Below are 22,309 nucleotides of genomic sequence, written 5' to 3'. Positions count from 1 at the left end.
CCAGACCCCGCTGTCCGCTCCTTCGGGCTCTTGCCCGGACGACAATTGGTCTATAGTCCATCGCGCATCAGGCGCTTCCGTAACGTAATCCAAGCCGAGAGTGATACAGGCATGCGGCGTCAGTTGGCAAGCATCGCGACCTTGGCGGGTATCGCGACCCTGGCGGGTCTCGTGATGCTGGCGAGCCTCGGGATGCAGACCGGCGGCGCTGGCCAGGCCGGAAGCGCGCTCGCCCAGGACACGGCGCCGACGCCGGCGATTTCGTCGTCAGGGGTCGTCATTCCCAACCTCTGGGATCCGAACCGCCGGCTCGACCGGCCGGCCACGACCTCGCTGACCGGCATCCGCTTCACGACGACGGACGACTTTCCACCCTATAATTTCAAGGGCGCCGACGGCCGGCTGACCGGCTTCAATGTCGATCTGGCGCGGGCGATCTGCCGCGAGCTGAGCGTTCCCTGCACCATCCAGGCGCGGCCCTGGGACGGGCTGATCGACACGGTCGCCGCCGGCCGCGTCGACGCCGCGCTCGCCGGCATTGCGATCACGCCGGAAAGCCGCGCCAAGCTCGATTTTTCCGATGTCTATCTGCGCCCCGCCGCCCGCTTCGCCGCGCGCAAGGCGAGCGCCGCGCCCCGTCTCGACGCAGGAGGCCTCGCCGGCCGCAAGGTGGCAGTCGCCAAGGGGAGTGCGCACGAGGCCTATCTCGCCGACTTCTTCCCGGAAGCCGTCGCCGTCGCGGTCGAGACGCCGGAGGCGGCGCATGACGCGCTCAAGGCGGGAACGGCCGATCTCGTCTTCGGCGACGGCGTGCAGCTGGCGTTCTGGCTGCAGTCGGAGCCGGCGGCGAATTGCTGCGCCTTCGTCGGCGGTCCCTATGTCGAGCCGCGTTTTTTCGGCCCCGGGTTGGCCATCGCGCTGCCGCCCGATCGCAAGGACCTGCGGCTCGCGCTCAACTGGGCGCTCGACAGCCTCTATGACAAGGGCGCGTTCGCGGAGCTCTATCTCCGCTACTTCCCGGTCGGGTATTTTTAGGTATCAGAGCGTCCGGTAGCGGGCGCGGGCGCCGCGTTCGATCGCCGCCGCCGTCAGCGCATCGACGTCGAGCACGTCGCGCAGCAGTTCGAGGAAGCGCAGCTCCTCCTGCTCGACATGCAAATCCGCCGCCGCGACTTCGACGGCGAGCGCATAGGCCGTCTCGTGCAGCTTCTTCGGCAGCGAGGTCGCGATTGTTGCGAGCACGGCGTGCAGGCCATCGTCCTCGCGGGTGATGGCGGCGCAGGCTTCGGCGACCGCGATCAGCCGGTCCGTGTCGAAGCCGCCAAAGATCGGCAGCGTGTTGACGACATCGCCGATCTTGCGCAGCTCGCGATCCGTCATCTGGCGGTCCACCGCGGACAGCGTCACCATCGCATAGATCAGAGCCTCCTGCGGGGAGACCGTGCTGCCGGTCGGCTTGTCCATGTCGATACGCTCCTGCACGCGGGCCAAATTCCCGTCTGGATGGGTCCGCCCAAATTAGGATCTCTTGGTGCACCGTTCAACCACCGCCTTGTCGCGGTCAGAACGATACCGGCCGGACGATTGCAGCCATTGACGCGAAGCCGGGCGCTCCCTAGGGTCCGCGCCCACGCGCGCTCTCCAAACATCCCTTCGCGCGTTTCCCCAGAAGAGGTTTTCGATGTCGACCGGTACGCTCCCTGTTCTCGATCTTGCGCCCGAACTCGTTCAGGCTGCGCAGGTGTCGAAAGCGTGGCCGTTCGAGGAAGCGCGCCGGATCGTCGAGCGCCTGAAGCGCCAGAACCGCCCGGCGGGTCCGGTCCTGTTCGAGACCGGTTACGGTCCGTCGGGCCTGCCGCATATCGGCACGTTCGGCGAGGTCGCCCGCACCACCATGGTGCGCAACGCCTTCCGCCTCCTGACCGAAGACAAGATCCCGACACGCCTGCTCTCCTTCTCGGACGATCTGGACGGCCTCCGCAAGGTGCCGACCAACGTGCCGAACCAGGAGATGATGCAGGCCTTCATCGGCAAGCCGCTGACCCGCGTGCCGGATCCGTTCTCGAACGAGTATCCCTCGTTCGGCGCCGCCAACAACGCACGCCTGCGCGCCTTCCTGGACGGCTTCGGCTTCGAATACGAATTCGCCAGCGCGACCGACTATTACACCTCCGGCCGCTTCGATAAGGCGCTGCTGCGCATGCTCGAAGTCTATGACGAGGTTATGGAAATCATCCTGCCGACGCTCGGTCCGGATCGTCGCGCCACCTATTCGCCCTTCCTGCCGATCTCGCCGACCACCGGCGTCGTGCTGCAGGTGCCGATGGTCGACCGCAATGTCGAGAAGGGCACCGTCACCTATGTCGACCCGGACACTAACGAGCGCGTCGAGGTCCCGGTCACCGGCGGCGCCGTCAAGTGCCAGTGGAAGGCCGACTGGGCGATGCGCTGGTTCGCGCTCGGCGTCGACTACGAGATGAGCGGCAAGGATCTGATCGACAGCGTCAAGCTCTCGACCCGGATCTGCCGCGCGCTCGGCTCCGAGCCGCCGGAGAGCTTCACCTACGAGCACTTCCTGGCCGAAAACGGCGAGAAGATCTCGAAGTCGAAGGGCAACGGCCTGACGATCGAGCAGTGGCTGACCTATGCCGACAATGACAGCCTGGCGCTCTACATGTACCAGAAGCCGAAGACGGCGAAGCGCCTCTCCTTCGAGGTGATCCCGCGCACGGTCGACGAGTATTTCGGCTTCGTCGACGCCTATGGCCGCCAGCCGGTCGAGCAGCAGCTCGGCAACCCCGCCTGGCACATCCATTCCGGCCGCCCGCCGGCCGAGGGCTCGCCGATCCCGTTCGCCATGCTGCTCAACCTGGTCAGCGTCTCCGACGCCACCGACAAGGGCGTGCTCTGGGCCTATATCTCGCGCTACATGCCGCATCTGACGGCCGCCACGCACGAGAAGCTCGACCGCCTCGCCGGCTACGCGATCCGCTATTTCAACGACGTGCTGAAGGCCGGCAAGCACTATGTCCTGCCGGAGGGCGCGATCCGCGATGCGCTCGTCGCGCTCGACGCGGCGCTGGCGGAAATGCCGGCAACCGCGGATGCCGACGAGATCCAGACCGTCGTGTTCGACATCGGCCGGAAGTACTTCCCGGATCCCAACAAAAAGGGTCCGGACGGCAACCCGCCCGGCGTCTCGCTCGACTGGTTCCGCGGCCTCTACCAGGTGCTGCTCGGCCAGGACCAGGGACCGCGCTTCGGCTCGTTCGTGGCGATCTACGGCATTCCCGAGACCCGCGAGCGCATCGCCAAGGCGCTCAAGGGCGAGCTCGCCGCCCAGGCCTGATCCCGCGCCGAAAGCGCGCTCCGCTTTCGGCGATCCGCTTTAATTGAAGCGAATGTGATCACATCGCACCCGCGCGGCGGGAACTCCGGCAACCGCCGGTCGTTCCTGCCCCGGGAGCGAAGAGCCATGTCCAGAACCGGGACAGCCGGACTAGCCGTCCTTCTCAGCCTCGCCGGCGGCGTTGGGTTCAACCCGGCTGCCCGAGCCGACGAACAGGCCTTCCTCGACCGCTTTGACGGCAACTGGTCCGGGAGCGGGCAGGTCCGCCGTAACGCGCAGTCCCCGGTCTTCAACGTGACCTGCACGGTGGCCGGCGATCGCGCCGCCATCCGCATGGCGATCGACGGCAATTGTCGCGGCGCCGTCATCGTGACGCGCGAGATCGGCGCCAGCGTGCGCTACGACGCGGCGACCGGCACCTATAGCGGCACCTATGTCGGCGCCCGCGTCGGCCCCGCCGCGATCTACGGCCGGCGCAACGGCGACCGGGTCAATTTCACCATCAACTGGCCAAAGCCCGTCAACGGCAGCACCAAGGCGCAGATGACCATCGTCAATGACGGACGCGGCACGCTGCGCATCCTGGTGATCAGCCGCCCCACGCCGGACGGTCCGACGACGACGCTGTCCGACCTCGTCTTCAACAGGAGCTGACGGGGCGCCAGCGAATGCCGCCGTCGAGGGGGCTTGCAACGCCCCGCTTTCGGTGGATGGATGGCGACGTCTCCCAAGGGAATCCGCCATGACCTTCGAACACTGGCTCGCCTTCGCCGCCGCCTCCGCCGTGCTGCTCGCCATTCCCGGCCCGACCGTGATCCTCGTGATCTCCTACGCGCTCGGCCATGGCCGCCGCTCGGCCGGCGCCACGGTCGCCGGCGTCGCGCTCGGCGATTTCACCGCCATGACCGCCTCGATGCTCGGCCTCGGCGCCTTGCTCGCCACCTCGGCGGCGCTGTTCACCGTGCTGAAATGGGTGGGCGGCGCCTATCTCGTCTATCTCGGCATCAAGCTCTGGCGTGCGCCGGTCAGCGAGCCGGGCGCCGTCGATACGCGCGAGGCACGGCCGATCCGCATCTTCCTGCACGCCTATGCGGTGACGGCGCTCAATCCGAAGAGCATCGTCTTCTTCGTGGCGTTCCTGCCGCAGTTCCTCGTCGCCGGCCAGCCGCTGCTGCCGCAGATGATCCTGTTCGAGGCGACGTTCCTGGTGCTGGCGACGATCAATGCCGCGAGCTACGCGCTGATCGCGGCCGGCGCCCGCCGGACGATCCGCAAGCCCAGCGTACAGCGCATCGTCAACCGCACCGGCGGCGGCCTTCTGGTCGGCGCCGGCCTCCTCGCCGCTGGCTTGCGGAGAGCCGCTGCCTAGTTCTGCAGACAGTCGGCCGACGGATCGCCGGCCTGCCAGATGCCGCGCCGGCCGCAGCGCGCTTCCTTTTCGGCCGCCGCGTAGGGCTTCGGCGCCCGCGCCGCCGCCTTGGCCCAGCCTTGCTCGATCATCCAGAGCGAAAGGTCCGTCTTGCCAATCCGGCAGGGCGCGACAGCCGGATCGGCCGGATCATTGGCCGAGACCCGGCACTCGACGCCGAAGGCGCGGATGCGGCTGCGCAGCGCCACCATGGCGAGCCGGGCGCAGGGCACGTCGATTGCCGGATCGCCGGTCGCCGCCGGATGGCAAAGCCGGTCCGGATCGGGAGGGACGATGCCGGCGAGCCGGACGTTGCGAGGCCCAAGATCCAGCAGCCCCGCTTCGCGCACGGTGACGGGCGAAAAGGTCTTCCAGCGCGCAGGCCCCGCCGGCCGCTTCGTCGTCGCCTCGCGCTCCAGCGGACCGTTGCCCGCCGGCGCCGGCGTCATGCCGGGCGCGGTCACATTGCGGTGGGCGGGATTGATCCATGCCGGCTCGGAATCGGCGCTCGCCGGGTCATCGGTGGCGGCGGGCCCATTCGCGGCGACCGGCGGCTCCGCTCCCGGGTTCTGCCCGCCGACGATCCGGACCTCGCGGGGCGCTGGATCCGTCAATTCCGGCAGCACGACCTGCTCGGGCGCCGGCGCGCCCATCAGGCCGGAGAGTTCGCGACGGTCGAGGCCGCCGAACTGCGAGATGATGATGATGGCGAGCGCCATCCCGCCCGCGAGACAAAGCGCTGCGAGCGCCGTCCTCACTGGCTCGCCCAGATGATCCGCGCCATCCAGTCGATCTCGCGGGTGGCGATCTGGCGGTTCGGATGCTCGGGATTGAGGGACAGGAGCTCGACGGTGCGCGTCGTCTTGCGCTCCAGCACCTTGGCCATCACCTCGCCCTCGCGGGTGCGGACGACGACCCGATCGCCGCGCCGGCAGCGCGCGGTCGGCGAAACGATGATGACGTCGCCGTCGCGATAGAGCGGCATCATGGAATCGCCCGAGATCTTCAGGGCGTAGTTGCCCTCCTCCGCCCGCGCCTCCGGTATGGCGACCTCGTCCCAGCCCTGTCCGGCTGGGAAACCGCCATCGTCGAAGAAGCCGCCCGCGCCCGCCTGGGCGAAGCCGAGCAGCGGCACATGCCGCAACAAGGCGGCCGAGACGGGAGGCGCCATGCGCTTCGCCAGCATCAGGTCCAGGAAGGCGTCGAGCTGCTCGCCGGTCGCCTCGAGGATCTTGGCGATGCTCTCGGTCGAAGGCCAGCGCGGCCGGCCGTCGCCGGCGATGCGCTTGGAGCGATTGAACGTCGTCGGGTCGAGCCCCGCCTTCCGGGCCAGCCCGGACGCCGTCAGCTCGTTGCGGGCGGCGAGGCGGTCGATCGCCGCCCAGATCCGCTCGTGCGACAACATGGCGGAACCTCCGCATATGCGGGCCTTCGCCCGCATGGCTCCGGCGCCGGAGCCTGGGCACAAAGGAATAAATCCCTCTCCACCAGCTTTATCCCCGCCCCCCGGCGATGTCCAGCGGCGTCGCCGGATTTTGCGGCTCCAGGCCAAGCCAGCCCTTGTCCGGCGCCCGCGCCGTAGCTAGGGTCCGCGCAACCGCTAGGAACCCTCATGACCATCATTTTCAAGATCGCCCCGGAGACGCTGTGGCGCGAGGCCAAGGACGCGGGCGTCTTCACGGGCGCCCCGATCGATGTCGCCGACGGCTACATCCACTTCTCCTCGGCGGAGCAGGTGCGCGAGACGGCCGAGAGATACTTCGGCGGCCAGCCCCACCTCGTGCTCGTCGCGGTCGACGGCGACAAGCTCGGCGACCGGCTCAAATGGGAAGCCTCGCGCGGCGGGGCGCTGTTCCCCCATCTCTACGGCCCGCTCGAGTTCTCGTCCGTGATCTGGACCAAGGCGCTGCCGCTCGGCAATGACGGCCACCACGTCTTCCCGGAACTCGCCGCATGAGCGCCTTCGGCAGCCTCCTCCGGCCGATCCTGTTCCGGATCGACCCGGAAGTCGCCCACGGCCTGTCGATCAAGGTCCTGTCGTCGGGACTGCACCCCTCGGTCCGGCCCGATCGCGATCCGCGCCTGGCGCGAAAACTGTTCGGGCTCGACTTCGCCAATCCGCTCGGCATCGCCGCCGGCCTCGACAAGAACGCCGAGGTGCCCGATGCGATGCTGCGCCTCGGCTTCGGCTTCGTCGAGATCGGCACGATCACGCCGCGCCCCCAGCCCGGCAATCCGAAGCCCCGCCTGTTTCGCCTGGTCGAAGACCATGGCGTGATCAACCGCCTCGGCTTCAACAATGAAGGCCACGCGGCGGCGCGGCAGCGGCTCGAGGCGCGGCGCGGCAAGCGCGGGCTCGTCGGCGTCAACATCGGCGCCAACAAGGACGCGACGGACCGGATCGCCGACTACGTCGCCGGTATCGAGACCTTCGCCGACATCGCCTCCTATTTCACCGTCAACGTCTCCTCGCCCAACACGCCGGGCCTGCGCGACCTGCAGGCGAAGGGCGCGCTCGACGAACTGCTTTCCCGCGTGCTCGAGGCGCGCGACGCCCAGGCGCGGCGCGTGCCGGTGCTGCTGAAAATCGCGCCGGACATGGACGAGGCGGGCCTCGCCGACGTCGCCGAGGTGGCGCTGGCGCGGAAGATCGACGGCGTCATCGTCTCGAATACGACGATCAGCCGGCCGAAGCTTGTCGACGCGGCGACGGCGAAGGAGACCGGCGGCCTCTCGGGCCGGCCGCTGTTCCGCCTCTCGACCATCCAGCTCGCCCGCTTCCGCAAGCTGGTCGGGCCGGACCTGCCGCTGATCGGCGTCGGCGGCATCGAATCCGCCGAGACCGCCTTCGCCAAGATCGCGGCGGGCGCCGACCTGGTGCAGCTCTATTCCGGCTTCGTCTATGGCGGCCCGGGCCTGCCGGCGTCGATCCTCGCCGGCCTGTCGCGCATCCTCGACCGCCGCGGCATCCCGTCGATCGCCGACGCCGTCGGCATCGAGACGGAGAAATGGGCGAGCGAGGCGCCCTAGGCGCCCGCCCTGCCGATCCGGATCAGGCGAACGCTGCCCGCGTCCGCGCGCGGCAGCGCCAGGCGAGCGTGAAGCCGCGGGCCGACAGGAAAACCAGTAGGGCGAGCCAGAGGCCGTGCACGCCCCAGAGCGGCTCGGCCACCGCCCAGACGGCGAGATAGAGCACGAGCGACAAGAGCATCATGTTGCGCATGTCCTCGGACCAGGTGGCGCCGATGAAGACGCCGTCCATCTCGAAGGCGAGCACGCCGGCGATCGGCGTCAGCGCCGTCCAGGCGAGATAGTGCCGCGCCGTGTCGCGCACGGCCTGGTTCACCGTCATCCAGTCGATCAGATAGGGGCCGCCGAACCAGAAGCAGGCGGCCGCGATCAGCGCCAGCACATAGCCCCAGCCGAGCGTCAGCTTGAGCGAGCGGATGAAGGCCGGGCGATAGCGCGCGCCGATGGCGCGGCCGGCATATTGCTCGGCCGCCGCCGCGAAGCCGTCGAGGAAATAGCCGCCGACCAGGAAAAAGTTCATCAGGACGGCGTTCGCCGCCAGCACCACATCGCCCATCTTGGCGCCGCGCGAGGCGAAGAAGCCGAAGGCGAAGAGCAGCGTGAACGAGCGGATCATGATATCGCGATTGACCGCGATCATGCGCAGCACCTGCGCCCGGTCGAGGATCTGCGCCATCGACGGGCGATGGGCGCGATCAAGCCGAGAGACCACCAGGGTGAGGCCGAGAATGGCGGTGACCGCCTCGCCGATCGTCGTTCCCCAGGCCGAGCCGGCGATGCCCCAGCCGAGGCCGAGCACGAACAGGATGTTCAGGAGGATGTTGAGGCCGTTCAGGAAGGTCTGCAGGAACAGGCCGAGCGTCGAGCGGCCGAGACCAATCAGCCAGCCGAGCATGACGTAGTTCGCCAGCGCGAACGGCGTCGAGAACACCCGGATCGAGTAGTATTCCGTCGTCGCCGCCTGCACGGCCGGACTGCCGCCGAGCGCCGCGAGGGCGATCGCGAGGATAGGATGCGCCAGCAGGACGACGCCGAGCCCGACGGCGAAGGCGACGATGAGCGCGCGGTAGAAGGTCGCCTGGATCTCGGTGCGGTCGTCGGCGCCAAGTGCCTGCGCCACCAGGCCGGTGGTGCCGCTCCTCAGGAAATTGAACGTCGCGAAGACGAAATCGAAGATTACGGCGCCCAGCGCCACCGCCCCGAGCAGCGCCGCGTCGCCGAGGCGGCCGATCACGCCCATGCCGACCAGGCCGAGCAGCGGCGTCGTCAGGTAGGCGAGCGTCATCGGCACGGCGATGGCGAGAATGCCGCGATGGGTGACTTCGAAGGGGCGGATGACGGGCGTCATGATCTCGCGCGACGGAAAGGAGCGGAAGAGCGATAGCCGCTTCGCGGCCCGGCGTCGACGCGATCCTTGGAGGGGTCTATGGTCGCGCCATGCCGCCGCCGATCGTCCATCACCCCGCCTACACCGCCGACATTCCGGCCGAGCATCGCTTCCCGATGCAGAAATACCGGCGGCTTGCCGAGATCGTCGTCGCCGACGGGCTGGCGCCGGCGGGCTTTGTCGTGCCGGAGCCGGCGACGGCGGCGGAGCTGGCGCTCGCGCATGACCGGGCTTACGTCGACGCGGTGCTGTCGCTTTCCGTACCGCCGGCAATCGAGCGCGAGATCGGCCTGCCGATGAACGAGACGGTGGTGCGCCGTGCCCGCGCCGCCACGGGCGGCACCATCCTCGCCGCGCGGCTGGCGCTCGACGAAGGCCTCGCCTGCAACACGGCCGGCGGCAGCCATCATGCGCGATCCGACCAGGGCGCCGGCTTCTGCACCTTCAACGATGTGGCCGTCGCGATCCGCGTGCTGATGCGCGAGGGCCTGATCGGCACGGCGCTGGTGGTCGATTGCGACGTGCACCAGGGCGACGGCACGGCGGAGATCTTCGCTGGCGACGCCAACGTCACGACGCTGTCGCTGCATGCCGAGAAGAACTATCCGGTCCGCAAGCGCCAATCGACGCTCGATATCGGCCTCCCCGACCAGACCGGCGACGACGCCTATCTCGCCGCGCTCGACGAGATCCTGGCGCCGCTGCTCGATCGCACGCATCCGGATATCGTCTTCTACAATGCCGGCGTCGACCCGCATGTGGACGACCGGCTCGGCCGGCTGGCGCTCTCGGACGAGGGATTGCGGGCGCGCGACCGGCTCGTCATCAGCGCGGTGCGGGGACGAGGCATTCCGCTCGCCGGCGTCATCGGCGGCGGCTATGGCGCGGATGTCGATCCGATCGCCCGCCGCCATGCCCTGCTGCACCACGCGGCAGCGGCGTTCTCGGCCTAGGACCGTTCGGCACGCTCGCGGTCAGAGCCGGCGCACCGGCCGCGCCAGGCTCAGTTTGCTGTTCGAAGACTGCAGGCACTCCGGCGCGATATAGGGCCAGGACTGCACCTCGCAGCCGACCCGGCCGCCGACGGATACCTTGTCGAACAGGGTCCGCGCGGTTGGGTCCTTGGCACCGCTGGTGCGGCTGACGGCCTGGCCGCTATAGGCGGTGACGGCGAAGGCGACCAGCGCGGCGGAACCGATGACGCTGGCCATGGTGCGAATGCTGAAGGATGCCATTTCGATCCGCGCCGCAGCGCCCCCTGTTACCCAACCGGCTCAACGTCGCCCGGCGCGGCCTCGTTCCACCATGTCGCCGCGTTGCCGTCAGTGAAGGTCATCACAAACGGCGCACGGGCATCGAAGCCCTGCCATTTCCGTTTCGCCGCGCTAAGGTGGCGCCGTCTTCAAACGATTGGCAGATCCGCATGACCGAGCTGAAACGTCCCCGCCTCTTCCTCGACACCGCCGACCGGGCCGCCTGGGACCAGTGGCTGCCGACCGGCCTCTTCCACGGCATCACCACCAACCCGACCCTGCTCGCCGCCGCCGGCGTTCCCAATTCGCTGGCCGAACTCAAGGGCCTCTCGACCTTCGCCTTCGCCTCGGGCGTCGCGGAATTCCAGGCCCAGACCTGGGGCCGGACCAGCGAGGCGCTGACCGCCAACGGCCGGCGGATCGCCGAGCTCGACACGCGCATCGTGGTCAAGGTGCCGATCACCCGCGAAGGCGCCATCGCCGCCGCCGTGCTGAAGGCGGAAGGCGCGCGCATCACGATGACGGCGGTCTATGCCGCGCACCAGGCCGTGACGGCGGCCGCGCTCGGCGCCGACTATGTCGCGCCCTATCTCGGCCGCATGAACGACGCCGGCCGCGACGGCTTCGCCGAGATCGCCGCGATGCAGGAGATCGCGCGCGGCGCCGGCAGCCCGATGCGGGTTCTGGTGGCGAGCGTGCGCTCCAGCGACGATCTCGTCCGCCTCGGCCGCCTCGGCGTCGACACCTTCACCTTCTCGCCGGCCGTCGCCACCGCGCTTTTCGCCGAGGCGCTGACGGACGCCGCCGCCGAAGCCTTCGAGCTCGCCGCCGAGGGCTGAGCCGTCGACCGGCTATCCGCCGACGCATTCGCCAGATGGCGAGACGATCGCAGCAAGGGGCTCGCCGGACGACCGGCGAGCCCCTTTTTTTGCGTCCACCGCACGGGATGGCCCGAGAAAAAAGAGTCTCCGTCCGGCGATCACGTTTTCGCGTTGGACAGAGTCCAACTCCCGGATTGACTCTCCGTCAAAGGAGAACAAAATAGGAACATAGACCTATGGAGTGAAAGCGTGATGGCCGAGCCCGCCGAAAAGATCGATCCCGACCGAAGCGCCGAGAGCGAGCTCGACCAGCGCGTCGACAATTTGATCACGGCGCATCAGGGCGACGCCCGCGCCGTCATCGAGACCCTCCTGATGGCCATCGACGCACGCGCCGAGCGCATTTCGTTCGGTTTCGTCCGCGGGCGGCTGCCGCGTGTCGGCCTTGCCGGAGACGCGTGCCGGGAATAGTTGGCAACGAGCCACCGCAATCCTCGGAAGAAATTCGGAACCATCCGCCAAGTCTGTCGTTCGTTCTCCAGTGATTAGGTTCAACGGCCTGATCGAATAGCTGGCAGGATTGAAGGTCCATGCCTGTCCGGCAAATCACGACAGGAGGAACGCAATGAACAGTCTCAAATATACGATTGCCGCGGCCGCATTCGTGGCGCTCTTTGCTTCACCGGTCATCGCCCAGACGAGCGACAATACCGGGACGGGCGGCCAGAACGGCGCCACGAGCGGAATGGATCCGGTGAAGGCGCAGATCAAGGACGAGGACGTCTTCGGCTTCGACATCACGCAGGGCGCCGTCGGCCTGACGCCCGAGCAGCTCACCGCCGCCAAGAACACCTGCAACCAGAACGTCACGGCGGAGCCGCTGCGCTATTCGGCGGCCGTGAAGACCTTCTGCACCCAAATCCAGTAGTCGAGGGCTTGCCCCGCGCCGCATGACGCCCCGCTCTCCCCGGCGGGGCGTCGCCATGAGCACGAAGCGCCATCCGCATTCCCATCTCAGGGAACGAGGCCAGCCCCCCGGCGTTGACTGCCATGCCTTTCAGAGAGGGAGCGCCGACATGGCCGCAGCCACGGGATTGAAGAACAGCCTGCAGGAAATCTCCGTTCTCATGCGGCTGCTGCGATCCGACCTTCAGGATTTCATCGAGGCACCGGCCGGCGCGAAGCGCGGACAGGTTCTCACGCATCTCGGATGGATCGCCGATCGGCTCGAGCAGGTGGGACCCCGCCTTTCCGCCGAGAACCGCCCGCGGCCCGTCAAGGCCCGGACCGATTCCGCACGCCGCACCGCGCCGAAGACAGCCGCCAAGCCAGCCCGCCGGGCCGCGACGGCAGCGGCGAAGCCACCTGCCGAGGAACGGCCGGCAGCAGCGAAGCCGACCGCCGAGGCACGGCCCACGCCCGCCACCGCGCCGGAGCGCGCGCCCTCCGCCCAGGTCGACATCTCCCCCAATCCGGACCAACTCCAGGGCGGCGGCAAGCCGCCGGGCTCAACGGAACACTGATCCCCGCTGCGAGGCGCCGGCCGATCCGAGTTTCTGGATCCGTCCAACAGCTGCCGGGCCTATCGGCGGCGTATCTCCCTTGCATGAAACCGATGGCGAACGGGATCGAACCCGGAACGGCTCGATCCCGTGAGAAACCCGGCGATAACCACGTCGCCCTGAGGGTTCGGCGTCTGGTCGCCCATCCAACCTCGACGATGCACCGGCGCCGGAATGCAGCCCGGGAGACGGCCAAAGCTGCAATGGATGCGGTCCCATCGGATCGCCTGCCGGCATCCGTCGTTCCAGCCTGTGAACTGCCCCCACGCTAACGATCCGGGACCCCCGCTCTCAACCCTTCCTTTCGAATTGGAGCTTATACACGCCGCAGAACATCGCTCCTGTGGGACCGGCAGATCGCTCATGCACCCGTCGAACGAACAAACCCATCCGAAATCCCGGTTCGGCTGGCTGCTTCCGGCCTCGCTCGTCGGGGCGATCCTGCTGATCGCAGCCGAGCATCTACACCTTACCGGCCCGCATTCGAACCTGTTCCTGTGGCTCTCCGGCGTCTTCCTGATCGGATCGGTCTTCTCGTCCGTGCATCATGCCGAAATCGTCTCGCACCGGATCGGCGAGCCGTTCGGCGCCATCATCCTGGCGCTCGCGGTCACGGTGATCGAGGTTTCGCTGATCGTCTCGACCATGCTCTCCGCGTCCGCGACCGAGAGCAGCCAGATCGCCCGCGACACGGTCTTCGCCACCGTCATGATCGTGCTGAACGGCGTCGTCGGCCTCTGCCTTTTGACCGGCGGCATCCTGCATCGCGAACAGCAGTTCCAGACCAAGGGCGCCATCGGCGCGTTGAGCGTCATGGCAACGCTGACCACGCTGACGCTGATCCTGCCGAACTTCACCATGTCCGTGCCGGGACCGTTCTACGCGCCGATGCAGCTTGCCTTCGTCGCGGTCGTCTCGCTCGCGCTCTACGCGCTGTTTCTCTTCGTCCAGACCGTGCGCCACCGCACGGACTTTCTGGATGACGTCGTCGAGCCCCTGCCCCACCACGCCGTTCCGACGCGGCAGCAGGCGATCACCAGCGCCGGAATGCTGGTCGTCTCGCTGCTGCTGGTCATCCTGCTGGCCGAGGGGCTGACGTCGACGATCACGCAGGTCGTCGCCGATATCGGCTTCAACGCGGAATTCGTCGGCGTCGTGATCGCCGCCGTCGTGCTGCTTCCCGAAGGCAGCACCGCCTTCCGCGCCGCCCGCTCCAACCGGGTGCAGACCAGCGTCAACCTGGCGCTCGGATCGGCGCTGGCGAGCATCGGGCTGAGCATCCCCATCATCGCGGTGATTTCGCTCCTGCTCGACCGTCCGATCACGCTCGGGCTCGAGCCCGATCACATCGTGCAGATCGTGCTGACGCTGCTGGCCAGCATCCTCACCCTGATGCTCGGCCGCACGACGATCCTGCAGGGCGGCGTCCACCTGGTGATCTTCCTCGCCTTCCTCCTCTTCGCCGCGGCGCCGTGACGAAGGCCGGCGGCCAACTGGAGGCACAGCCCAACCGCCGTCCGGTATAATCGCCTCGCAAATGGCGACACGGCTCTCCGTCTTGGCCGACCCTTCCCGATAGCTTTTCGTAGCGGCGAGGTGCGCACCTCGGATACGCCTTGCACCCTTAGATTTTATATGACTTCATAAAAAACTATAAATTGCATATCGGTCCAACGGGTACCGGCGAGCTATGAGATATTTTGTCCATCGTGACAGCGACAGGGTGATCTACCGAAGCTGGGACGCGAGGCCGCCGGAAGTGGGCAAACTCCGAATCGTTGCCCTGAAGCTCGACCACGTCGGAGACTTCTGGATGTCACTGGGACCGCTGCAGGAGCTGAGAAAGGCTTTCGCGGACGCACACATCACGCTCGTCGTCGGCAGCTGGAACATCAACACAGCCAAGCAGTTCACGCTCGCGGACGAATACATATCCTTTGACTTCTTCCGAAAAAATTCGAAGTTGGCCGGAGAGCCCGTAACGCCAATCGAAATACGGAGACTATTGGCAGACTCGTTCGACCTCGCCATCGACATGCGTGTACCCGACGACACCAGATCTGTTTTGCTGGCGATTGAATCACGATATCGAGCCGCCATAGCAGATCCATACCTACTTCCTCAGATCGATATTACGATTTTACCTGGAAAGGTGAAACTGCGCCGAAACTTTATTTACAAACTGCTGCAAAAGACGGCGATGACAACCCTCTTGCCACGACGCTGGGTCGATAAGCAGGCCGATCGCGATCAAATGCGGATTCAGCACATCGCCGAGACGCTGACCCTGCTGGTCTCCAAGACGGCGGCCCGATTTGGCAAAGCCGATTGGGCCCCACCCGTCTCCCAGCCGCCTGTCGATGACCATGGCCCGGTCGTGGTGGCGCCGTTTTCCAATTCCCACTTGCGGGATTGGCCGATCCAGAATTTCGAGGAGCTCGTCGCCACACTCTCCAGGACCCGAACCGTGATCCTAGTCGGGCGAAACGAGGACGCGACGGTTCTGCACCAGACCGCCCGCGCCGCACGAGAGCGTGGCGGGGGAAGCATCGACGTCGCATCGAACCTCTCCGAACAGCAGTTCAACGAGCTCCTGAGCTCCGCCTCCCTCGTCATATCGAACAATTCCGGGGCCGGTCACGTCGCCGCCCAGCTCGGTCGTCCGACGCTCGGCATCTTTACGGCCTCGCACCTTCCGGAGCTCTGGGGGTTCCAGGGTCCCCGCGTCAGCATTCTGATGAGCGCGATCGAATGCCGAGGCTGTGGCCTCGACGTCGTGCGCCGATGCCCGGAGAAGGTTCGCTGCAAGAACGACATCACGGCGGAGCACGTCCTGGCCGAGATTGAAGCGCTGACGAGCAACGTGACGCAACCTTTGATAGCAACGGCGGCGTAGGCCGCAGCGGCGCCGCAGTCGCCCGGGCAGTCGATGAAGCAAGCTGTGATCTGCAGCAAAAAGGCCAACCGGAAGAAGCAGGCCGGCAAGGCAATGGCCTTGATCAACATGGGATAAAACGGGTACACATTGTCCCACTTTCCGCGAGTATGTCGTTCCAGTTGGACAAAATCGCGAAAAGCTAAGTGATTTCAATCACTTAAAAAGCGGGTGTAGTTCAGAGGTAGAACGTCAGCTTCCCAAGCTGAATGTCGTGGGTTCAATTCCCATCGCCCGCTCCAAAAACTCCCTACGTTTTCAGTAGCTTATATGCTGGTTACCCTGACGCGTACGGGAACAAAACGGGCCTGATTTTGCCAGATTCTGGTAGTTCTGCGCAAAAAGTCCCGAGATATTCCCGAGCTAGGTTCTCCGTCCGTTCGCAGCCGCTCGCGCAAACAAACAGCCCAGCCAGGTCCGAAGACAGAGCCGGAGAATGGTGCCCGCGCCAAATTTCCGTCTGGATCCTGCAATCCCTGATCTTCCTCGTGATGCAGATCATACTTTTGGTCTATTTCGTCAGTTAGACTGACAGTAAGTTGGCATTCATGGTCCGGCGTGCATGCGCGAAAGCGCGCAACGCAGGGTCGGAACGATGCCGACGTTCGGACCGCTTGCGCGGGACGGACGGCCCCTCCGATCAGCCTGCTGATCGCCATATCGAGAAGGAATTTCCATGGATCTGAAGAAGATCTGCGCTACCGCCATGACGTTCACCTTCGCGGTCGCTGCCATGCCGGTCCAGGCCGCGCCGCTGCTGCGCGTCGATCCCGGCAGCGTATCCTCGAATGTCATCGACGTCCGCTGCCCGCCGGAAGGCTGCCGGCAGGGCAATCGTCCCAACCAGGGCCGGCCGGGGCACGGCGGCGGACATGGCGGCGGACATGGCGGCGGCAACTGGAACGGTCCGAACCACGGCGGCCCGAATCACGGTGGCCCCGGCCGACCCGGCCATGGCGGCCCGGGTTGGGGCGGTCCCGGTCCCAGCCATGGCGGTCACTACCGCCCTGGCCCGAGCCGTCCCGGCTACTGGAACGGCCACCAGGGCTACAACCATTCCCGCCCCGGCTATCGTCGCCACAGCGACGGCTGGTGGTATCCGATGGCGGCCTTCGGCGTCGGCGCCCTGATCGGCGGCGCCATCGCCAACCAGCCGCGAGAAGTCGCGCCGCCGCGTCTCTCCACCAGCCATCTGCGCTGGTGCGAGGATCGCTACCGCTCCTATCGCGCTTCCGACAACAGCTTCCAGCCCTATGAGGGCCCGCGCCAGCAGTGCCTGTCGCCCTATAATTGAGCTGAAACGCCCAGGAAGCCCGCCATCCGGCGGGCTTCTTCGTCAGAACCCTTTCGCACGAAAGTGCTCTAGTTGCGCAGCACGACGCAGGCGCCGCCCTTGTTCTGCAGGGCCTGACAGAGCCTTGCCGCTTCCCGCAGCGTCTCCGCCGGCAGCCGCACGCGATAGAAGGCCCGCCGGCCGCGTCCGGCGGCGCGCGAGCCGAGAACCAGCGTCGGCTTGCCCTCGAGCAGCGCGGGATAGCGCGACACCTGCCGGTGATAGGAAGCGATCGCCCGGCTCTTCGAGAAATTGCCGGAGAGCTGAACGCCGAACGGCGCATAGGCGCCCTCGATCAGGGACGGCGAGAAGGCCCGGATCGCCGCCACCAGCGTCACGCAGTCCTTCGCCTCCAGCGCCGCCGCCTCTACCCTCTTATTAGCCGGCTTCAGATCGGTGGACCGCTCCTCGGCCGATCGCGGGTCCGACGGCCTCGGCTCGACATCCTTCGGATCCGGCTTTGGTGACGGCGGCGCCAGCACCTCGACCGAGCCGGCGTTCCAGTCGGAGACGCTGCGGCCGGTGATGAAGAGCACGTAGTCCTCGGTCTCGATCGGCAGATAGCCGCCGCTGTCGAGCCATCTCGCCAACCGCGTCGGGCCGGCATTGTATGCTGCAGCTGCGAGACCGAGATTCCCAAACCGATTCCTGAGCGATTTTAGATACTTGGCGGAGGCGGGAATCGCCAGCTCGGGATCGAACGGATCATCGAGCCCCTGTTCGTCCGCCGTGCCCGGCATGAACTGCGCGATGCCCTGCGCGCCGGCGGGACTCGTCACATGGGGACGGAAGCTCGATTCCCGCCAGATCAGGCGGGTGAAATAATCGCGCGGCAGCCCATGCGCGTCCGCCGCCGTCTCGATCAGGCGGCAGAGCGTCTGCACCGTCGTTTCTTCCGCCGCGCGGGCGGGAAGCGTGGGCAGCGCGATGGCGAGCGCCAGCACGGCCACGGCGCAGAGGCGACGGGAAAGGCGCGATATCATCGGACCGCCCTCCCCGCGCCGTCAGACATAGGCGGAAGGGTGCTTCTGCGCGAAGCCAAGATGCCCGCGCAGCTTTTCCAGGAGATCGGCGGCAGCCTCGGTGACGGGCGTGCCCGGCGGAAAGATCGCGGCAGCGCCGGCTTGCATCAGCGCCTCGAAATCCTGCGGCGGGATCACGCCGCCGACGACGATCATGATGTCCGGCCGGCCCTGCCGCGCCAGCTCGGCCTTCAGTTCCGGCACCAGCGTCAGATGTCCGGCGGCGAGCGACGAAACGCCGACGACATGCACCTTCTCCGAAATCGCGTGGGTCGCGACCTCTTCCGGCGTCGCGAAGAGCGGCCCGATGACGACATCGAAGCCGATATCGGCGAAGGCGCTGGCGATCACCTTCTGGCCGCGGTCATGACCGTCCTGCCCCATCTTGGCGACGAGGATGCGTGGGGGCCGGCCTTCGTCATGGGTGAATTCCGAGACGAGGGTCGAAAGCCGCTCGATCGGCGCGCCCTGCTCGCCGAAACCTTCCCGATAGACGCCGGAATTGACCTTGATCACCGCCTTGTGGCGCTTCCACGCCTTTTCCAGCGCGGTCGAGATCTCGCCGACCGTCGCCTTGGCGCGGGCGGCGTCGACGGCGAGCGCCAGCAGATTGCCCTCGCCGGAACGCGCCGAAGCGGCGAGCGCCTCGAGGCTCGCCGCGACGGCGGCCGGGTCGCGCTCGGCGCGCAGCCTCGCCAATTTCTCGATCTGCTGGGCGCGGACCGCAGAATTGTCGACCTTCAGCACGTCAATATCAGGCTCGTCGTCGAGACGGTATTTGTTGACGCCGACGACCGTCTGCTGGCCGGAATCAATACGCGCCTGCGTCTTCGCCGCTGCCTCCTCGATGCGGAGCTTCGGGATGCCCGCCTCGATCGCCTTGGCCATGCCGCCGAGCTTTTCGACCTCGTCAATATGCGCCATCGCGCGCGCTGCAAGCTCGGCCGTCAGCGCCTCGACATAATAGGAGCCGCCCCAGGGATCGATGATCCGCGTCGTGCCGCTCTCCTGCTGCAGGAAGATCTGCGTGTTTCGGGCGATGCGGGCGGAGAAGTCGGTCGGCAGCGCCAGCGCCTCGTCGAGCGCATTGGTGTGCAGCGACTGGGTATGCCCCTGCGTCGCCGCCATCGCCTCGACCGTGGTGCGGATGACGTTGTTGTAGACGTCCTGCGCCGCGAGCGACCAGCCGGAGGTCTGGCAATGGGTGCGCAGCGCCAGCGACTTCTCGTTCTTCGGCTGGAACTGGCTCACCAGCTTCGCCCAGATCAGGCGCGCGGCCCGCATCTTGGCGACTTCCATGAAGAAGTTCATGCCGATCGCCCAGAAGAAGGAAAGTCGCGGCGCGAACTGGTCGATGTCGAGGCCGGCCTTCAGCCCGGCGCGGATATATTCGACGCCGTCGGCGAGCGTATAGGCGAGCTCAAGATCCTGCGTCGCGCCCGCTTCCTGCATGTGATAGCCGGAGATCGAGATCGAGTTGAACTTCGGCATGTGCTCGGATGTATAGGCGAAGATGTCGGAGATGATCCGCATCGACGGTTCCGGCGGGTAGATATAGGTGTTGCGGACCATGAACTCCTTGAGGATGTCGTTCTGGATGGTCCCGGAAAGCTTCTCTGGCGGCACGCCCTGCTCTTCCGCGGCGACGATATAGAGCGCCAGGATCGGCAGCACGGCGCCGTTCATCGTCATCGACACGCTCATCCTGTCGAGCGGGATGCCGGAGAAGAGCGTGCGCATGTCGTAGATGGAATCGATCGCCACGCCCGCCATGCCGACATCGCCGGCGACGCGCGGATGGTCGCTGTCATAGCCGCGATGGGTGGCGAGGTCGAAGGCGACGGAGAGGCCCTTCTGTCCGGCGGCGAGATTGCGGCGGTAGAAGGCGTTCGAGTCCTCGGCCGTGGAGAACCCGGCATATTGGCGGATCGTCCAGGGCTGGTTCACATACATGGTCGGATAGGGACCGCGCAGGAACGGCGCGATGCCGGGATAGCTGTCGATGGCCTCCAGGGGATCGCGGTCGGCGGCGGTGTAGAGCGGCTTGACCGCGATCGCCTCCGGCGTCAGCCAGTCCGTGCCGCCGGCCGGCGGGGAAACCGGCGCATCGGCGAAGGGAACCGTCGAGAAATCGGGGATGCGGGTCATTTCAAAGCCTCGTCGAGCCGGTCGAGGATCCGGCCCGGATAGTCCAGCGCGTCGCATCCAACGAAGATAAAGGCTTCGACGCCGGCATGGCGATAGGCCGTTTCCCGCTCGCCCGGCCTTCCGGCGAGGACGACGTGAGTGATGCCGGCGGCGACCAGGCGGCGCGCGACTTCTTCCACCAGCGTCTCGCCCTCATAGACCGCGTGCCCCGTCTCGCGCTCATAGACTTCGTCGGACGAACAGAGGCAGACGGCATCGGCCTTCGCCGCGAGCGCCGCCTCGACCAGCGCGTCGACGGTGGCAAAGCCGTCATTCATCGGCGCGGCGATGCCGGACGCCTCGAACAGATCCTTGGCAAAGCCGGCGCGGGCGCCGAAGGCGGCAGGCGTGCCGAGATTGGCGAGGAAAACGGCCGGCCGACGGCCGCGCAGCGCCTCGATCGCCTCGGCGCGATCGCGCAGGCGCTCGAACGGCTCCGCCGTGCGGCGCGCGGCGAGCCCCGGCGTGGCGTTCGGTTCCTCGCGGCGCGGCGCCAGCACGGACGGCGGCGTCTCGGCCAGATCCGGATAGGCGCTGGTGCCGGTGATCGGTAGCTTGCGGCGGCGAACCTCGCGCTCGCGCTTGTCGGCGACGGCGGCGATCTCGCGCGCCACCCATCCGCTCGAAAGCACGCGAGCGAGACCGCCCTCCGCCTCGATCTTCTGAAAGAGGACCCAGGCCTTCTCGCAGAGCGCATCCGTCAGCGCCTCGAACCCGCCGGCGCCGCCGGCCGGATCGACGACGTGGCCGAGACCGGATTCCTCCAGCAGAATCGTCTGCGTGTTGCGGGCGATGCGGCGCGCATCGGCATCCGGCAGGCCGAGCGCGATCGTGAAAGGCAGTACGGTAACGCTGTCGGCGCCGCCGAGGCCGGCCGAAAATGCTGCAACCGTGCTGCGCAGCAAATTGACGTGCGGATCGCGCCGCGTCGTCATCCGGAAGCTGGTCTCGCCATCGAGCCGGATCGGTCGGACGTCGAGGCCGCAGGCCGCTTCGACCCGCGCCCAGAGCCGGCGCAGGGCGCGGAATTTGGCGATGCCGAGAAACTCGTCGGCGTCGACGGCGAGCAGGAAGCCGAGCCTCCGCCTGGCCAGATCGAGCGGCAGGCCGCGCCGCTCCAGCCCGCGCAGCGAGGCGACGCCCGCCGCGAGTGTCAGCGCCAGCTCCTGCGCCTCCGAGGCGCCGGCCTCGTGCCAGACGCGGCCATCGGCGCGAAGCACGCGGCTTGCGGCATCTAGCCCGAACCGGCCCGCCAGTTCCGCCGCGCCGTCGAGCATCGGCTCCACCAGGCCGGCGTCGCCCTCTCTGGCGAGCGCGGAAAACGGATCGAGGCCGAAATCGAGATCGAGGCTATCGAGATCGAGACCCTGGCCCCGGACGAGGTCGAGCAGGCCGCGCGCCACCCCGACCGCGTCGGCCCCGGCTTCGAGGCGCAGCGCAATCAGGTCGATCATCACGCCGTCGAGCGCGCGGGCGAGAGCCGACGCATCGGCAAGGCCAAAGCCGCGCGCGGAAGGCGCGTCGGCGAAGACCAGCGCCAGGCCGGAGGCGCCATGGTCGAGATCGTCGAGCGCCTGGGTCCGCGCCATGTCCGGATTAGGATGGTCGATGCGCTGCACGACGCGCCAGGCGCCGGGGCCGGATCGCGCCGGCCGGGCATGGTCGCCATCGGCCTTGGCATAGAGCGGTTCGATGCGGATGTCGTCGAGCGTGCGGGACACGAGCTTCGCCTCGAAATCCGCGCCCTTCAGCGCCTTCACGGCCAGCTGGTGCCATTCGGCGTCGCTCGCGGCGCGAAACGCCGCTTCCGCATGCGTCCTTGTCATCGGCTCGTCGGTCCTCCGTTCGCGATCGGCCGGCGAGAGGCGGCGCGACCCAACCATGGATAGGCTCGGCGGCGCGCCGGTTCAACGGGCATGGCATCGGGAAGCGCCCCAAGGGAATGCGACCCAGGGAACGCCCGTCATGGGTGTGGCATTGCCGGATACCCTTGGAACGAAGCCCCGACTCATGAATTGATGG

Annotated in this window: 22 protein-coding genes and 1 tRNA gene; 15 read left to right on the top strand and 8 right to left on the bottom strand. The window is 67.3% G+C overall.

Annotation, left to right across the window (positions count from 1 at the left end; all coding sequences use genetic code 11):
- Positions 1-111 precede the first annotated feature (111 nt).
- A complete protein-coding gene (locus AC6HZP_RS03905) occupies positions 112-1,035 on the top strand; it encodes a transporter substrate-binding domain-containing protein (RefSeq protein WP_497525474.1) in 924 nt (307 codons plus the stop codon).
- Between the two features lie 3 nt (positions 1,036-1,038).
- On the opposite strand, the gene AC6HZP_RS03900 is transcribed toward AC6HZP_RS03905, so the two are convergent.
- Positions 1,039-1,464: a tellurite resistance TerB family protein gene (locus tag AC6HZP_RS03900; protein ID WP_201402328.1), complete on the bottom strand. Its 426-nt coding sequence runs from the start codon at positions 1,462-1,464 to the stop codon at positions 1,039-1,041.
- A gap of 217 nt (positions 1,465-1,681) precedes the next feature.
- On the opposite strand from AC6HZP_RS03900, the gene AC6HZP_RS03895 reads away from it, so the two are divergent.
- The 3 genes from AC6HZP_RS03895 to AC6HZP_RS03885 all read left to right on the top strand — a co-directional run bounded on the left by AC6HZP_RS03895 (position 1,682) and on the right by AC6HZP_RS03885 (position 4,718).
- Complete coding sequence (locus tag AC6HZP_RS03895; protein WP_497525473.1) at positions 1,682-3,349, top strand: lysine--tRNA ligase; 1,668 nt, start codon at positions 1,682-1,684, stop codon at positions 3,347-3,349.
- Positions 3,350-3,475: 126 nt separating this feature from the next.
- Positions 3,476-4,003: a hypothetical protein gene (locus tag AC6HZP_RS03890; protein ID WP_497525472.1), complete on the top strand. Its 528-nt coding sequence runs from the start codon at positions 3,476-3,478 to the stop codon at positions 4,001-4,003.
- An 88-nt stretch (positions 4,004-4,091) separates the two neighbouring features.
- The gene (locus AC6HZP_RS03885; RefSeq protein ID WP_497525471.1) at positions 4,092-4,718 is read left to right on the top strand and encodes a LysE family translocator; all 627 of its coding nucleotides are present in this window, start codon (positions 4,092-4,094) and stop codon (positions 4,716-4,718) included.
- Here AC6HZP_RS03885 and AC6HZP_RS03880 read toward each other — a convergent pair.
- Positions 4,715-5,476, bottom strand: a complete 762-nt coding sequence (locus tag AC6HZP_RS03880; protein WP_497525470.1) for a thermonuclease family protein — start codon at positions 5,474-5,476, stop codon at positions 4,715-4,717. The two genes, AC6HZP_RS03885 and AC6HZP_RS03880, sit on opposite strands and share 4 nt — an antisense overlap.
- 35 nt (positions 5,477-5,511) lie before the next feature.
- Positions 5,512-6,162 (bottom strand): S24 family peptidase, encoded by a 651-nt coding sequence (locus AC6HZP_RS03875; protein WP_497525469.1) that lies wholly within the window; start codon positions 6,160-6,162, stop codon positions 5,512-5,514.
- A gap of 207 nt (positions 6,163-6,369) precedes the next feature.
- Here AC6HZP_RS03875 and AC6HZP_RS03870 point away from each other — a divergent pair, with 207 nt between their 5' ends.
- Entirely contained in the window at positions 6,370-6,714 is a 345-nt protein-coding gene (locus tag AC6HZP_RS03870; RefSeq protein WP_201402322.1) for a DUF952 domain-containing protein, read from the top strand.
- A complete protein-coding gene (locus AC6HZP_RS03865; RefSeq protein WP_497525468.1) occupies positions 6,711-7,787 on the top strand; it encodes a quinone-dependent dihydroorotate dehydrogenase in 1,077 nt (358 codons plus the stop codon). The genes AC6HZP_RS03870 and AC6HZP_RS03865 overlap by 4 nt, the downstream gene beginning before the upstream one ends.
- A gap of 22 nt (positions 7,788-7,809) precedes the next feature.
- Here the strand turns inward: AC6HZP_RS03865 and AC6HZP_RS03860 are convergent, their stop codons facing one another.
- On the bottom strand, positions 7,810-9,135 hold the full coding sequence (locus AC6HZP_RS03860; RefSeq protein WP_497525467.1) for an MATE family efflux transporter: 1,326 nt from the start codon (positions 9,133-9,135) through the stop codon (positions 7,810-7,812).
- Positions 9,136-9,224: 89 nt separating this feature from the next.
- On the opposite strand from AC6HZP_RS03860, the gene AC6HZP_RS03855 reads away from it, so the two are divergent.
- On the top strand, positions 9,225-10,127 hold the full coding sequence (locus AC6HZP_RS03855) for a histone deacetylase family protein (RefSeq protein WP_497525466.1): 903 nt from the start codon (positions 9,225-9,227) through the stop codon (positions 10,125-10,127).
- Positions 10,128-10,148: 21 nt separating this feature from the next.
- Here AC6HZP_RS03855 and AC6HZP_RS03850 read toward each other — a convergent pair whose 3' ends face one another.
- Positions 10,149-10,409 carry a hypothetical protein gene (locus AC6HZP_RS03850; protein ID WP_497525465.1) on the bottom strand — a complete coding sequence of 87 codons (261 nt, stop codon included), beginning with the start codon at positions 10,407-10,409 and terminating at the stop codon, positions 10,149-10,151.
- Positions 10,410-10,597: 188 nt separating this feature from the next.
- Between AC6HZP_RS03850 and AC6HZP_RS03845 the strand changes: the two genes are divergently transcribed.
- The 8 genes from AC6HZP_RS03845 to AC6HZP_RS03810 all read left to right on the top strand — a co-directional run bounded on the left by AC6HZP_RS03845 (position 10,598) and on the right by AC6HZP_RS03810 (position 17,039).
- Positions 10,598-11,266, top strand: a complete 669-nt coding sequence (locus tag AC6HZP_RS03845) for a transaldolase family protein (RefSeq protein ID WP_497525464.1) — start codon at positions 10,598-10,600, stop codon at positions 11,264-11,266.
- 234 nt (positions 11,267-11,500) lie between these two features.
- Positions 11,501-11,719, top strand: coding sequence for a hypothetical protein (locus tag AC6HZP_RS03840; RefSeq protein ID WP_201402316.1), 219 nt, complete (start codon positions 11,501-11,503; stop codon positions 11,717-11,719).
- A gap of 154 nt (positions 11,720-11,873) precedes the next feature.
- A complete protein-coding gene (locus AC6HZP_RS03835) occupies positions 11,874-12,176 on the top strand; it encodes a hypothetical protein (protein ID WP_497525463.1) in 303 nt (100 codons plus the stop codon).
- Positions 12,177-12,324: 148 nt separating this feature from the next.
- The gene (locus AC6HZP_RS03830; RefSeq protein WP_497525462.1) at positions 12,325-12,771 is read left to right on the top strand and encodes a hypothetical protein; all 447 of its coding nucleotides are present in this window, start codon (positions 12,325-12,327) and stop codon (positions 12,769-12,771) included.
- Between the two features lie 402 nt (positions 12,772-13,173).
- Positions 13,174-14,286: a calcium:cation antiporter gene (locus AC6HZP_RS03825; protein ID WP_497525461.1), complete on the top strand. Its 1,113-nt coding sequence runs from the start codon at positions 13,174-13,176 to the stop codon at positions 14,284-14,286.
- A 214-nt stretch (positions 14,287-14,500) separates the two neighbouring features.
- Entirely contained in the window at positions 14,501-15,706 is a 1,206-nt protein-coding gene (locus tag AC6HZP_RS03820; RefSeq protein ID WP_497525460.1) for a glycosyltransferase family 9 protein, read from the top strand.
- A gap of 206 nt (positions 15,707-15,912) precedes the next feature.
- Positions 15,913-15,987 (top strand) — tRNA-Gly (locus AC6HZP_RS03815).
- 428 nt (positions 15,988-16,415) lie between these two features.
- On the top strand, positions 16,416-17,039 hold the full coding sequence (locus AC6HZP_RS03810; protein WP_497526729.1) for a BA14K family protein: 624 nt from the start codon (positions 16,416-16,418) through the stop codon (positions 17,037-17,039).
- A gap of 68 nt (positions 17,040-17,107) precedes the next feature.
- Here AC6HZP_RS03810 and AC6HZP_RS03805 read toward each other — a convergent pair whose 3' ends face one another.
- From AC6HZP_RS03805 to AC6HZP_RS03795, 3 genes are read right to left on the bottom strand one after another with little or no spacing between them, the layout of a single operon-like run.
- Positions 17,108-18,061 (bottom strand): lytic transglycosylase domain-containing protein, encoded by a 954-nt coding sequence (locus AC6HZP_RS03805; protein ID WP_497525459.1) that lies wholly within the window; start codon positions 18,059-18,061, stop codon positions 17,108-17,110.
- 21 nt (positions 18,062-18,082) lie between these two features.
- On the bottom strand, positions 18,083-20,248 hold the full coding sequence (gene scpA, locus AC6HZP_RS03800; protein ID WP_497525458.1) for a methylmalonyl-CoA mutase: 2,166 nt from the start codon (positions 20,246-20,248) through the stop codon (positions 18,083-18,085).
- Entirely contained in the window at positions 20,245-22,113 is a 1,869-nt protein-coding gene (locus tag AC6HZP_RS03795) for a methylmalonyl-CoA mutase family protein (RefSeq protein ID WP_497525457.1), read from the bottom strand. Before AC6HZP_RS03795 ends, scpA begins: the two co-directional genes overlap by 4 nt.
- Positions 22,114-22,309 lie beyond the last annotated feature (196 nt).

This window comes from Kaistia sp. SLG-1, assembly GCF_059699055.1.
The sequence above is the reverse complement of the archived record's forward strand: the minus strand, read 5'-3'. Positions and strand labels throughout refer to the sequence as shown.